Source organism: Streptomyces sp. NPDC048331 (assembly GCF_043201215.1).
Classification (GTDB): Bacteria; Actinomycetota; Actinomycetes; order Streptomycetales; family Streptomycetaceae; genus Streptomyces.
In genome coordinates this window covers 1-12,882 of the sequence record NZ_JBICYT010000039.1, presented here as the reverse complement: position 1 = coordinate 12,882, position 12,882 = coordinate 1, and the positions used below count along the sequence as shown (strand labels likewise).

11 protein-coding genes are annotated in these 12,882 nt (G+C 71.0%); 10 read left to right on the top strand and 1 reads right to left on the bottom strand.

Annotation, left to right across the window (positions count from 1 at the left end; translation table 11 throughout):
* Window positions 1-60 precede the first annotated feature (60 nt).
* The 6 genes from ACGFYY_RS34945 to ACGFYY_RS34920 all read left to right on the top strand — a co-directional run bounded on the left by ACGFYY_RS34945 (window position 61) and on the right by ACGFYY_RS34920 (window position 7,010).
* Window positions 61-870 (top strand): DeoR/GlpR family DNA-binding transcription regulator, encoded by an 810-nt coding sequence (locus ACGFYY_RS34945; RefSeq protein ID WP_393715673.1) that lies wholly within the window; start codon window positions 61-63, stop codon window positions 868-870.
* 224 nt (window positions 871-1,094) lie between these two features.
* Window positions 1,095-2,144: a galactose-1-phosphate uridylyltransferase gene (gene galT, locus ACGFYY_RS34940; RefSeq protein ID WP_393715671.1), complete on the top strand. Its 1,050-nt coding sequence runs from the start codon at window positions 1,095-1,097 to the stop codon at window positions 2,142-2,144.
* Window positions 2,141-3,100 (top strand): UDP-glucose 4-epimerase GalE, encoded by a 960-nt coding sequence (gene galE, locus ACGFYY_RS34935; RefSeq protein WP_393715669.1) that lies wholly within the window; start codon window positions 2,141-2,143, stop codon window positions 3,098-3,100. Before galT ends, galE begins: the two co-directional genes overlap by 4 nt.
* Entirely contained in the window at window positions 3,097-4,230 is a 1,134-nt protein-coding gene (gene galK / locus ACGFYY_RS34930; RefSeq protein ID WP_393715667.1) for a galactokinase, read from the top strand. Before galE ends, galK begins: the two co-directional genes overlap by 4 nt.
* Before the next feature lie 106 nt (window positions 4,231-4,336).
* Window positions 4,337-5,143, top strand: a complete 807-nt coding sequence (locus ACGFYY_RS34925; protein WP_393715665.1) for a DeoR/GlpR family DNA-binding transcription regulator — start codon at window positions 4,337-4,339, stop codon at window positions 5,141-5,143.
* Between the two features lie 115 nt (window positions 5,144-5,258).
* Window positions 5,259-7,010 (top strand): beta-galactosidase family protein, encoded by a 1,752-nt coding sequence (locus ACGFYY_RS34920; RefSeq protein ID WP_393715663.1) that lies wholly within the window; start codon window positions 5,259-5,261, stop codon window positions 7,008-7,010.
* A gap of 85 nt (window positions 7,011-7,095) precedes the next feature.
* Here ACGFYY_RS34920 and ACGFYY_RS34915 read toward each other — a convergent pair whose 3' ends face one another.
* Window positions 7,096-8,550, bottom strand: a complete 1,455-nt coding sequence (locus tag ACGFYY_RS34915; protein ID WP_393715661.1) for an RICIN domain-containing protein — start codon at window positions 8,548-8,550, stop codon at window positions 7,096-7,098.
* Between the two features lie 280 nt (window positions 8,551-8,830).
* Here ACGFYY_RS34915 and ACGFYY_RS34910 point away from each other — a divergent pair, with 280 nt between their 5' ends.
* The 4 genes from ACGFYY_RS34910 to ACGFYY_RS34895 form a co-directional block, all read left to right on the top strand.
* Complete coding sequence (locus ACGFYY_RS34910; protein ID WP_393715659.1) at window positions 8,831-9,751, top strand: carbohydrate ABC transporter permease; 921 nt, start codon at window positions 8,831-8,833, stop codon at window positions 9,749-9,751.
* Between the two features lie 4 nt (window positions 9,752-9,755).
* Window positions 9,756-10,739 (top strand): carbohydrate ABC transporter permease, encoded by a 984-nt coding sequence (locus tag ACGFYY_RS34905; RefSeq protein WP_393715657.1) that lies wholly within the window; start codon window positions 9,756-9,758, stop codon window positions 10,737-10,739.
* 99 nt (window positions 10,740-10,838) lie between these two features.
* Complete coding sequence (locus ACGFYY_RS34900; protein WP_393715655.1) at window positions 10,839-12,173, top strand: ABC transporter substrate-binding protein; 1,335 nt, start codon at window positions 10,839-10,841, stop codon at window positions 12,171-12,173.
* Window positions 12,170-12,882: aldo/keto reductase (locus ACGFYY_RS34895; RefSeq protein WP_393715653.1), on the top strand; the 713-nt coding region annotated here is incomplete at its 3' end. The genes ACGFYY_RS34900 and ACGFYY_RS34895, both read left to right, overlap by 4 nt.

The following is a 12,882-nucleotide window of genomic DNA, read 5'->3' as shown; positions in this document are numbered from 1 at the left end:
AATTGACTCTGTGTACAATTGATCTCCGTCTGGATTCGCTAGAGATCAATGGGTGGGACTGTGACGGAGTCGGCACCGCTGGCGGCCCAGCGGCGAGAGGTGATCCTCGAAACCGTGCGCCGCAAGGGGGCGGTCCGCGTGGCGGCCCTCGTGGAACAGCTCGGCGTCTCCGACATGACCATCCGGCGCGATCTGGACGTACTCGCCAGAGCCGGTTCGGTGGAGAAGGTGCACGGCGGTGCGGTGAGCACGTCGGGAACCACCTGCGACGAGCCCGGCTTCGAGACCAAGTTCGCCCTCAAGTCGGCGGCCAAGGCGGCGGTCGCGGAGGCGGCCGCCCAACTGGTGCAGCCGGGCAGCGTCGTGGCGATCTCCGGCGGGACGACGACGTACGCCGTCGCCCACCGGCTGCGCGAGATCGCGGGGCTGACCGTGGTGACCAACTCACTGCCCGTCGCGGACCTGCTGCGCACCTCCGGCACGGAGGGCGCCTCCGCGGGCCCGACGGTACTGGTCACGGGCGGGGCGCCCACCAAGTCCGCCTCCCTGGTCGGGCCGCTCGCCGATCAGGCCATCCGCTCCCTGCAGGTGGACCTGCTCATCGTTGGCGCGCACGGGGTCTCGGAGCGCGCCGGGGTGACCACGCCGAACCTGGCGGAGGCGGAGACCAACCGCACCCTGATCGCCGCCGCCACACGTCTGGCCGTCGTGGCCGATCACAGCAAGTGGGGCGTCGTGGGGCTGAGCCGGTTCGCCGGACTGTCCGAGATCGATTACTTCGTGTCCGACGACGGCCTCGCCGAGGATGCGCGCGGCGTCCTCGGCGAGCACGTCGGCCGGCTGATCCTGGCGGACACCCGAGGGGCGTGAGCCTCGCGGTTCCGGTTTCTGGGACCGCACGTCTTCAAACGGCCTGTGCAGTCGGCCTCCTGATGCGTTCACCGGCGCTTTCCGGTGAGCCATGTTCCTCAGCGGCGTGAGGTGTCCGCCCCTGCGTCGACATGGGTGTTGACTTTCGTTGCTTCCTGTTTACTCTTGTCGGCGTGCGGGCTGTGCCGCCGCCGTTCCGTACTCCGAGAGACGGGCCCGTTTCCGTGAAGAGAACCACGACGAAGCTCGCGGACGGCCGCGAGCTGACCTACTACGACCTCGACGAGAGCGCCGCGCGCGACACCGTCGACCGCCGCGCCCTCGATCCCGTCGACAGCCGCCCCGAACTGCGCCTCGATCTGACGACCGGCGACTGGGTCACCATCGCCTCCCACCGTCAGGGACGCGTCCACCATCCACCGACCGACGCCTGCCCGCTCTGCCCCTCGGCGGACGGGCACCACAGCGAGATACCGGCCGCGGACTACGAAGTGGCCGTGTTCGAGAACCGCTTCCCCGCCCTGGCGGGACGCTTCGGGCGTTGCGAAGTCGTCTGCTTCACGCCCGAGCACGCGGCGAGCTTCGCCGATCTGACGGAGGGCCGCGCCCGGCTCGTCCTCGACGCATGGACCGACCGCACCGCACGGCTGTCGTCCCTGCCGGGCGTCGAGCAGGTGTACTGCTTCGAGAACCGCGGTGTGGAGATCGGCGTCACCCTCGCCCATCCGCACGGCCAGATCTACGCCTTCCCCTTCGTCCCGCCCCGGACCGCCAAGATGATCGCCGTCGCCGGCACCCATCGCAGCGTCACCGGCGGCAACCTCTTCGAGGACCTGCTGGCCGAGGCGCGCTCCGCCGCCGCCCGAGTGGTGCTCGCGGGGGAGCACTGGACGGCCTTCGTCCCTTACGCCGCCCGCTGGCCGTACGAGGTGCACATCTATCCGCATCGCCGCGTGCCCGACCTGACCCACCTCACCGAGGCCGAACGCGCCGAGTTCCCCGGGCTCTACCTGGACCTGCTCCGCCGCTTCGACCGGCTGTTCCGTCCGGAAGGAGGGCCGGAGCAGACGGCTCCGACCCCCTACATCTCCGCATGGCACCAGGCACCGAGGCGCGGAGGCGAGGAACTGGCCCTGCACCTGGAGCTGTTCACGGTCCGGCGCTCGGCTGACAAGCTCAAGTTCCTGGCCGGCGTGGAATCCGGCATGGACTCCTTCGTCAACGACATCGCCCCCGAGGACGCGGCCCACCGGCTCCGCGAGGCCGCTGCATGAGCCGGTACCTCGTCACCGGCGGCGCGGGCTACATCGGCAGCGTGGTCGCTGCCCGGCTCATCGAGGCGGGCCACGACGTCACCGTGCTCGACGACCTGTCCACCGGCTTCCTGGACGCAGTACCGGAGAAGGCCGACTTCGTCGTCGGCGGTGTGGCGCAGGCGACCGCCGTCCTTGACAGCGGATACGCCGGGGTGCTGCATCTCGCTGCTTCCTCGCAGGTGGCCGAATCCGTGTGCGACCCCGAGAAGTACTGGCGCAACAACGTCGTGGGCTCGCTGGCCCTGATCACGGCCATGCGCCGGCACGGGGTGGGGACCCTGGTGTTCTCCTCCACCGCCGCCGTGTACGGCGAGCCCGGGCGGGGGCCGATCACGGAGGACGCCCCGACCGCACCCGCCAGCCCCTACGGCGCGAGCAAACTCGCCGTCGACCACATGCTCACCGGCGCGGCCACCGCCCACGGCCTGGCCGCCGTGTCCCTGCGCTACTTCAACGTCGCGGGCGCCCACGCGGGCCGGGGCGAGCGCCACCTTCCCGAGTCGCACCTCATCCCGCTCGTCCTCCAGGTGGCCCTCGGGCAGCGCGCGCACATCGACGTCCACGGCGACGACTACGAGACGCGCGACGGCACCTGCGTGCGCGACTACCTCCATGTGGCCGACCTCGCCGACGCCCACCTCTTGGCCCTGGCGGCGGCCCGCCCCGGAGAGCACCTGATCTGCAACCTCGGCAACGGCGAGGGCTTCACCGTCCGCGAGGTGATCGAAGCGGTCCGACGCGTCACCGGGCACGCCGTCCCGGAACACATCGGCACGCGCCGCCCCGGCGATCCGGCTGTGCTGATCGCCTCCGCGGACCGCGCGCGCGAGCTCCTGGGCTGGCGCCCGAGCCGCACCGGCCTGGACCGCATCGTCTCCGATGCCTGGGACTTCGTACGCGAGGTGACCCCGTGAAGGAAGCCTTCCGGCGCGTCCACGGCGCCGACGCCGAGGGGATCTGGGCCGCTCCCGGCCGGGTCAACCTGATCGGTGAGCACACCGACTACAACGACGGCTTCGCCCTGCCGATCGCCATTCCCCAGCACACCCTGGTCGCGGCCCGGCGGCGGCAGGACGGGCGCCTGCGGCTGCACAGCGCGCAGGGCGAGGGCCCCGTCATCGACCTCCGCGTCGACGGGCTCACGCCAGGAGCGGTCACCACCTGGGGCGCGTACCCCGCCGGGGTCGTCTGGGCCCTGCGCGAGGCCGGGCACCCGGTGGGGGGCGCCGACCTGCATGTCGACAGCACCGTGCCCACCGGTGCAGGCCTGTCCTCCTCCGCCGCACTGGAGTGCGCGGTGGCCTTCGCCTACAACGACCTGTACGACCTGCGCCTGCCCGCGGCCGCCCTGGCGCTGCTGGCCCAGCGGGCGGAGAACGGTTTCGCCGGAGTGCCGTGCGGGGCCATGGACCAGCTGGCCTCCGCCTGCTGCACCGAGGCCGCCGCCCTCCACCTGGACCTGCGGGCCGGCTCCCACGAGCAGGTGCCCTTCGACCCCCGGGCACAGGGGATGAGCCTGCTGGTCGTCGACACCCGCGTGAAGCACGACCTCGGGGACGGGGCGTACGCGGCACTGCGTACCGGCTGCGAGCGGGCCGCCCGCCTGCTCGGGCTCGCGGCGTTGCGCGACCTCGGCCCCGTGGACCTGCCGCGCGCGGCGGAACTCCTGCCGCCCCACCTGGTGCCACTGGTCCGGCACGTGGTGACGGAGAACGCGCGGGTGGCCCGGGCCGTCGCCCATCTCCGCGCCGGGCAGGTGGCGGCCCTGGGCCCGATCCTGAGGGACGGGCACACCTCGCTGCGGGACGATTTCCGGATCTCCTGTGCGGAGAGCGACCTCGTGGTCGACACGGCGCTGGAGCACGGGGCGCACGGAGCGCGCATGACCGGCGGCGGCTTCGGCGGCTCGGTCATCGTGCTGGCGGAGGAGGACCGGGTGGAGCCGATCAGCGTGGCGGTCACCACCGCGTTCCGCGCGGCGGGCTACCAGGCCCCGCACATGCTGCCCGTTTCCGCGGCTTCCGGAGCCCGGCGGGTGTGGTGAGAACCGGATGAGGCCGCGGGTCCCGACGTAGACTGTTCGTTTGTGGGGGATTGCCGTGGCCTCGTGACGGCATACCGGACATCGCACCGAGGACGGGGGACAGGTCGTGACAGAGGCAGCACCCCTGGCACCCCAGCGCAGGGCCCTCATCCTGGAGATCGTGCGCAGGGACGGTGCCGTACGCGTGGCCGACCTCGTGGAACAGCTCGGCGTATCCGACATGACCATCCGCCGTGACCTGGACGCCCTCGCCCGCACCGGCTCCCTGTCGAAGGTGCACGGCGGCGCCATCAGCGCCGCCGTCACCACGGGGGACGAGCCGCCCTTCGAGACCAAGGCAGGTCTGGAGTCCCGGGCCAAATCAGCGGTGGCCGAGGCGGCCGCCGCCCTCGTCAAACCGGGCAGCGTCGTCGCCGTCTCCGGGGGGACCACCTCCTACGCGGTGGCCGCGCATCTCAAGGAAGTCCCCGATCTGACGGTGGTGACCAACTCCCTGCCGGTCGCCCAGCTCCTGCGGCCCACCGGCACCGAGCACGCCCCCGCCGGGCACACCCTGCTGCTCACCGGCGGCACCCCCACCAAGTCGGCCTCCCTGGTGGGCCCGCTGGCGGACCAGACGATCCGCTCTCTCCAGGTGGACCTCCTCATCATCGGCGCCCACGGCGTCTCGGAACGCGCCGGGGCCACCACCCCGAACCTGGCGGAGGCCCAGACCAACCGCGCGCTCATCGAGTGCGCCACCCGGGTCGCCGTCGTCGCGGACCACACCAAGTGGGGCGTCGTGGGCCTCAGCCGGTTCATCGCCCTCACGGAGATCGACTACTTCGTCTCCGACGACGGCCTCGACGCCGAGGCGTGCGCCGTCCTGCGGGATGCGGTGGGGCAGCTGATCCTGGGTAGGACCCAGTCGTAAACCCATGACATGGCACCTCCATTCGGACTTGCCAGGCTGTGCATGTTTACGTAAACATACACAGGTGTCCGTGCGCGCCTCGCGCGCCCGTCCCGCTCAGCCGAGGAGCACACGCATGCCCCTTCTCCAGATCGAAGACGACGGATTCCGGCTCGACGGCGAGCCCTTCCGCATCCTCTCCGGCGGACTGCACTACTTCCGCGTCCATCCCGGCCATTGGCGGGACCGGCTGCGCAAGGCCCGCCTCATGGGCCTCAACACGGTGGAGACCTACGTACCGTGGAACCTCCACCAGCCGCAGCCCGACACCTTCCGCCTGGACCACGGCCTCGACCTGCCCCACTTCCTCGATCTCGCCGCCGAGGAAGGGCTGCACGTCCTCCTGCGGCCCGGCCCCTACATCTGCGCCGAATGGGAGGGCGGAGGGCTGCCCTCCTGGCTCCTGGCCGATCCCGACATCCGCCTGCGCAGCGGCGACCCCGGCTTCCTCGGCGCCGTCGACGACTGGTTCCGCCGGCTCCTGCCCCCGCTCCACGACCGGCTGGCCACCCGGGGCGGGCCGGTGCTCGCCGTGCAGCTGGAGAACGAGTACGGCGCGTACGGGGACGACACCGCCTACCTGGCGGGGCTCGCGGAGCTGCTGCGCCGCCACGGGATCGACGTGCCCCTCTTCACCTGCGACCAGCCGGCCGACCTGGAGCGCGGCTCCCTGCCGGGCGTGCTTGCGACCGCCAACTTCGGCAGCGGGTCCGCGCGGCACCTCACCGCGCTGCGCGCCGCCCGGCCGTCCGGGCCGCTGCTCTGCGCGGAGTTCTGGATCGGCTGGTTCGACCGGTGGGGCGGCGAGCACATCGTCCGTGACGCACGGGAGGCGGCGCAGGAGCTGGACGACCTGCTGGCGACGGGGGCGTCCGTGAACTTCTACATGTTCCACGGCGGCACGAACTTCGGCTTCATGAACGGCGCGAACGACAAGCACACCTACCGCCCCACGGTCACCTCCTACGACTACGACGCCCCCCTCGACGAAGCCGGCGACCCGACCGAGAAGTACGCCGCCTTCCGCGAGGTCATCGCCAAGTACGCGCCCGTTCCGGCCGAGTGCCCGCCCGCGCGCGGCACGAGGTTCGCCCTGGAGACTCTGGAGCTCACGGAGAGCATCGGGCTGCTGCACGCCGCGCCGGCCCTGGGGGACGCGGTCGCCTACCGCCGCCCGCTCACCATGGAGGAACTGGGCCAGGACTACGGCTTCGTCCTCTACGAGACGGACGCGCCTCAGGTAGGGCCCGCGCTGCTGGAGCTGGAACAGGTCCGCGACCGGGCGCAGGTCTTCGTCGACGGACAGCCCGTCGGGGTGCTGGAGCGGGAGGGGCACGAGCACTCCCTCACCTTCTCCGTACCGCGGCCGGGCGCCGCCCTGTCCGTCCTGGTGGAGAACCAGGGCCGGGTGAACTACGGGCAGGGCATCCACGACCGCAAGGGCCTGCTCGGCCGGGTGCTGCTGAACGGCGCGCCGCTCGACGGATGGACCAGCCGCCCGCTGCCGCTCACCTCGCTCGACGACGTGCCGTTCACGCCCTCGCCGGCCGCGCCCACGGGCCCGGCCCTGTACCGCGGCACCTTCGCGGTGGACCGGCCCGCCGACACCTTCCTCCACCTCGACGGATGGACGAAGGGCAACGCCTGGGTCAACGGCTTCGCCCTCGGCCGCTACTGGTCCCGGGGGCCGCAGCGCTCCCTGTACGTGCCCGGCCCCGTGCTGCGCGAGGGCCTGAACGAGCTCGTCGTCCTGGAACTGCACGCGCCTGGGCGCGGCGGTCACGTCGCCCTGCGGGAGGCGCCGGACCTCGGTCCGGTGGAGGGCTGACCACCCCCGGCGAGGCGCGAGGCGCGGCGGTGCGGCTGTGCGTACGGAGGGGGTACGCACAGCCGCCGGGGCCCATCGGGGCAGCTCAGGCCGCCGAGCGCCGCCACTTCTGGTTGTCGCCGCCGGTGCACGTCCACTGGATGAGCGGCGCTCCGTCGGTCAGTGCCTGGTGGGTGACGTCCAGGCACTTGCCGCTGTGCTGGGCGACCAGCCGCATCCCGCTCGCGTCGGCGCGGGCCTGCTTCCACTTCTGGCCGGGTGCGTCCGTACAGGCGGTCTGGACGACGGCGGCCCCGTCGTGGGGTGCCGCGTCCCGTACGGCGAGGCACTTGCCGCTGTGGCGGAGCACGATCCGGAACGTGCCCGCCCCCGCGCCCTGGAACCAGACCTGCTGGTTGACGCTGCCGGAGGCACAGGTCCACTGGATCAGCCGGGCGCCCTCGGCCACCGACCAGTCGGCGGCGTCGGCGCACTTGCCGCTGTGCGCGGCGGTCAGGGCGTTCCAGTCCCCGAGGCCCCGCACGGTGCCGGCCTCGGTAGAGACGATGATCTGCGGGAAGTACTCCATGGACAGGGTCGTCCGGGTGGGGAACGTCAGCGGGAGCCAGACGTACTGCGAGTCGTTGACCGTGCCGCCCATGGAATTGCCCCAGCGGTCGCCCATGTACAGGTAGCTCGTGACGCCCGAGACGCCCTCGACGGGCAGGACGTAGGCCGTCTGTGAACCGTATGTCCTGCCGTCCCCGAGGTCCCGAAGCTGGCTCCAGGTGCCGGTGATGCTGTCGGCCGTGCCGTATTTCTGCTGGTTGGGAGCCCAGCCCGTGGCGCCGGACGTCACCAGGAAGTAGACGCCGTCCCGCTTGAACACGGCCGGGGCCTCACGCCACTGGCCGGGCCACAGCTTCTGCACCTGTGCTTCGACGGCGGTGTAGTCGGGGCTGAGTCGGTAGACGTGCAGGTCCGCGTTCTCGTTGGCCGCCGAGATCATGTAGCCGGTGCCGTCGCTGTCCACGAAGGTCGTGATGTCCCGGGACATGTGCCCGAGGGGCCGGAAGCTACCGCGCCAGGAGTAGGTGCCGTCCACGGTGGACGAGACGGCCACTGCCGCGCGGGCCTCGCTGTAGTCGGTGGCGCTGCCCTCCTTGTGCATCCACATGACGAACTGGTCCGTGGCCCGGTTGTAGATGACCTTGGGGCGCTCGATGTTGGCGGTCGCCAGCTCCGGGTCCGTGGCCTGGGAGAGGACATGGCCGCGGAACTCCCAGTTCCTCAGGTCGGTGGAGCGGTAGGCGGAGACGTAGCGGAAGCTGTTGTCGGTGTTCCGGTCCTCGCCGAACCAGTAGTAGTGCTCGTCCACCTTGATGACCCCTCCGCCGTGGGCGTGGACGGGCCGGCCGGTGGGGTCGGTGAACTGGGTCGCGTTGGTGACGGTGACGGGGGCGGGGGAGGCCGCGGCGGTGCCGAGGCCCCCGAGGAAGCTCGCGAGCAGGGCCGTCACGACGGCGAAGAGGGCTGCCAGGTGCGGGGGATGACGTCGCATGTGTACCTCTTGCTGGCTGGCGGGTGGGAGAGGTGCGTGCGGGTTACGCCGGTGTTCCACCTCGGTAATGTTTACGTAAACATCCCGGGCTGCTGCGAGTCTGGGAGCGGCGTCGGGGAGTGTCAAGCACGCGGACGAGATTCGTGACGACCGGTTTCAGGTCAGCGCTTGGCCGCAAGGCGCTTGACGTCCCTGGAGAGGCGGTGCCACGATCGGCGCGTTGATGTTTACGTAAACATCTCTTCTCGGGACCCCCTGGTCACTGACACAAGGACCCTCCATGACGCTCCTGCCGACAGCGGCAAAACCAGTCCCCCCACCCCGCAGCGGACCACGCGCCCGCCGCAACGCCCTGGCCGGGTGGGGATTCGCCGGACCCTTCGCAGCCGTGTTCGCCCTCGTCTTCCTGGCGCCCCTCGCGTACGCCTTCTACCTCAGCCTGATGCGCGACCGGCTCATCGGCGGCACCTCCTTCGTCGGCGCCGACAACTACTTACTGGTGCTGGGCGATCCGCGCTTCTGGGAGGGAGCGACCCGCGTCGGCCTCTTCCTAATGGTCCAGGTGCCGATCATGCTGGGCATCGCCCTGCTGGCAGCACTAGCCATCGACAGCGGCCGGCTCTACGGCAAGGCGTTCTTCCGGGTGGCCGTCTTCCTGCCCTACGGGGTACCGGCCGTCGTCGCCGGCCTCATGTGGGGGTTCATGTACGGCTCCCGATTCGGCCTGGTCGGCAACCTGAACGAGAGCCTCGGCCTGGCCCTGCCGGACCCGCTCTCCCCCTCCCTCGTGCTCGCCTCCATCGGCAATGTCGTGACCTGGGAGTTCGTCGGCTACAACACCTTGATCTTCTACGCCGCACTGAAAGTGGTGCCCCGCTCCCTCTACGAAGCGGCCGCCATCGACGGGGCGGGGGAGTGGCGCGTCATCGGATCGGTCAAACTACCCGCCATCCGCAGCGCGCTGGTCATCGCCACGATCTTCTCGATCATCGGCAGCTTTCAGCTGTTCAACGAGCCGAGCATCCTGCAGAGCCTCGCGCCCAACGCGATCACGACGGACTACACCCCGAACCTCTACACGTACTCGCTCGCCTTCTCCGGCCAGCAGCACAACTACGCGGCCACCATCGCCATCGTGATGGGCGCCCTCACCGCGCTCATCGCCTACGCGGTCCAGCTCCGCGGCATGCGGAAGGGCTGAGCGCATGATCACCAACCCCACCGACGCCTCCCCGCACAGCGTGGAGTGCGGCGCCCGCTCTGCCCCGGGCCCCGCCGCCGGGGCGCCGCGGAAGGCACCGGCCACCACGCCGCTCCGCCGCCGCAGAGCGGCCCACACCCCGCTCGACCCACGACGCAGCATCCCGCTGACCATGCTGGCGGGCTTGGTCGTTGTCTACACGCTCCTGCCCCTCGTATGGCTGGTCATCAACGCCACCAAGGACCAGGAGAGCCTGCTCGGATCCTTCGGCCTGTGGTTCGGCGAGGACTTCCAGCTCTGGGACAACATCTCCCGCACGCTCTCCTACGACGACGGCGCCTTCGTCCGCTGGGCCCTGAACACCCTCCTCTACGTGGCCGCGGGCGCGGGCGGTGCGACCCTGCTCGCCGTCCTCGGCGGATACGCGCTCGCTGTCTACGAATTCCCGGGTCGCCGGGCCGTCTTCGCCGTCGTCATCGGCGCCGTGGCCGTTCCGGGGACGGCCCTCGCCGTTCCCACCTTCCTGATGTTCAGCGGCATGGGCCTCGCCGACACCCCGTGGGCCGTGATCATCCCCTCCCTCGTCTCGCCCTTCGGGCTCTACCTGATGTGGGTGTTCACCGCCGAAGCGGTGCCCGTCGAACTGCTCGAAGCCGCCCGCATCGACGGCGCCGGCGAGCTGCGCGTCTTCTTCCGAGTGGCCCTCCCGCTGCTGATGCCGGGGACCGTGACGGTGCTGCTCTTCACCATGGTCGCCACGTGGAACAACTACTTCCTGCCGCTGATCATGATCAAGGACCCGGACTGGTATCCGCTCAGCCTCGGCCTCAACGCCTGGAGCGCGCAGGCCCGGACCGCGGGCGGCGAGCCGGTGTTCGACCTGGTCATCACCGGCTCGCTGCTGACCGTCGCGCCGATCGTCGTGATCTTCCTGCTGCTCCAGCGCCACTGGCAGTCGGGCCTGGCCGCCGGCAGCGTCAAGGAGTGACAGGCCGTCGCCCGGCGGCCGGATCCGCCCCGCCACCTTCCGTCCCGCCGTTTTCGCCCCGCCACCTTCCGCCCGTACACCAAGTCAGGAGCACCACCGATGAGAACGAAAAGCCGCCGCCGGATCTTCGCCGCCGCCGCCGCGACGTGCGTCCTCGGCCTCGGCGCGACGGCCTGCGGCGGGCCGGAGCCGTCGGCCGACACCGCCGCGAAGGACGTCGCCTCCGCACTGGAAGCCGGGGGCAAGGTCACGGTGTGGGCCTGGGAACCCACGCTGAAGAAGGTGGCCGCCGACTTCGAGAAGAAATACCCGAAGGTGGATGTCGAGCTGATCAACGCCGGGACGGGCGACAAGCAGTACACCGCCCTGCAGAACGCCGTCGCCGCCGGCTCGGGAGCGCCGGACGTGGCGCAGGTCGAGTACTACGCCGTCGGCCAGTTCGCCATCGGCAAGGCGCTGGAGGAGCTCTCCCCCTACGGCGCGGCCAGCCACGACCAGGCGTTCACCACCGGGCCCTGGAGCGCGGTGCGCTACGGCAAGGGGACCTATGCCCTTCCGATGGACTCCGGTCCCATGGCGCTGTTCTACAACAAGAAGGTCTTCGACCGGCACGGTATCGCCGTCCCCACCACCTGGGACGAGTACGTGGACGCCGCGCGCGCCCTGCACAAGGCCGACCCGAAGCTCTACATCACCAACGACACCGGTGACGCCGGAGCCACGACCAGCCTGATCTGGCAGGCGGGCGGCCGTCCGTACCGGGTGGAGGGCACCGAGGTCGGCATCGACTTCGGGGACCCGGGCACGGCCCGGTACGCGGGGACCTGGCAGAAGCTCATCGACGAGCGGCTGCTCGCGCCCGTGGCCTCCTGGAGCGACGAGTGGTACAAGGGCCTCGCGGACGGCAGTATCGCCACCCTGGCCACCGGCGCCTGGATGCCCGCCAACTTCGCCTCCGGAGCCCCGGCCGCCTCGGGCGACTGGCGCGTGGCGCCCCTCCCGCAGTGGACGAAGGGTGCCGCGGCGGGTGCGGAGAACGGCGGCAGCTCGCTCGCCGTACCGAAGGCTTCGAAGAACAAGGCCTTGGCCTACGCCTTCGTCGAGTACGCGACCACGGGAGCCGGAGCCACGGCCCGCGTCTCCGAGGGCGCCTTCCCCGCCACCCGGGCCGACCTGGAGTCCCCGGCGTTCCTGGACACCGCGTTCCCGTACTTCGGCGGCCAGCAGGCCAACCGGATCCTGGCCGCTGCGTCCCGCGAGGTCGCGGCGGGCTGGTCGTACCTGCCGTACCAGGTGTACGCGAACTCCGTCTTCAAGGACACCGTGGGCAAGGCGTACGTCTCCTCGACGCCCCTGTCCCAGGGCCTGGAGGCGTGGGCGGCGACGAGCGCCAAGTACGGCACGGACCAGGGATTCGAGGTCGTGGGGAAATGACGACCGAGGAGAACTACCGGCCCGCACAGGAACGGTACGCCGCCATGACCTACCGCCGGGCCGGAAACAGCGGGGTACGGCTGCCCGTGGTCTCGCTGGGCCTGTGGCACAACTTCGGCAACGGCCGTCCCCTGGAGGCGCAGCGGGCCGTACTGCGCCGGGCCTTCGACCGGGGCATCACCCATTTCGACCTGGCGAACAACTACGGACCGCCGTACGGCAGCGCGGAGTCCAACTTCGGCGTCGTGTTCGCCCGGGACTTCAGGCCCTACCGGGACGAGATGTTCCTCGCCTCCAAAGCGGGCTACGACATGTGGCCCGGGCCGTACGGGGACAGGGGCGGCCGCAAGTACCTGCTGGCGAGCCTGGACCAGTCGCTGCGGCGCATGGGCCTGGAGTACGTCGACGTCTTCTACTCGCACCGCTACGACCCGGAGACCCCGCTGGAGGAGACCATGGGCGCGCTGCACACGGCGGTGCGCTCGGGTCGGGCCCTGTACGCCGCCCTCTCCAACTACCCGGCAGACCGCCACCGCGAGGCGGCGGCGATCCTGCGCGACCTGGGTACTCCGGCCCTTCTGCACCAGGCCCGCTACTCGATCCTCGACCGCGGTCCCGAGGGCGGCCTGCTGGAGGCGGCCGCCGCCATCGGCACGGGCCTGGTCGCCTATTCGCCGCTCGCGCAGGGCCTGCTGACGGGCCGCTACCT

Excerpts from the sequence above, each read along its gene's own strand:
- ACGFYY_RS34920 (WP_393715663.1), top strand. The coding sequence starts at position 5,259 with ATGCCCCTTCTCCAGATCGAAGACGACGGATTCCGGCTCGACGGCGAG.
- ACGFYY_RS34905 (WP_393715657.1), top strand. The coding sequence starts at position 9,756 with ATGATCACCAACCCCACCGACGCCTCCCCGCACAGCGTGGAGTGCGGC.
- galE (WP_393715669.1), top strand. The coding sequence starts at position 2,141 with ATGAGCCGGTACCTCGTCACCGGCGGCGCGGGCTACATCGGCAGCGTG.
- ACGFYY_RS34915 (WP_393715661.1), bottom strand. The coding sequence starts at position 8,550 with ATGCGACGTCATCCCCCGCACCTGGCAGCCCTCTTCGCCGTCGTGACG.
- ACGFYY_RS34900 (WP_393715655.1), top strand. The coding sequence starts at position 10,839 with ATGAGAACGAAAAGCCGCCGCCGGATCTTCGCCGCCGCCGCCGCGACG.
- ACGFYY_RS34910 (WP_393715659.1), top strand. The coding sequence starts at position 8,831 with ATGACGCTCCTGCCGACAGCGGCAAAACCAGTCCCCCCACCCCGCAGC.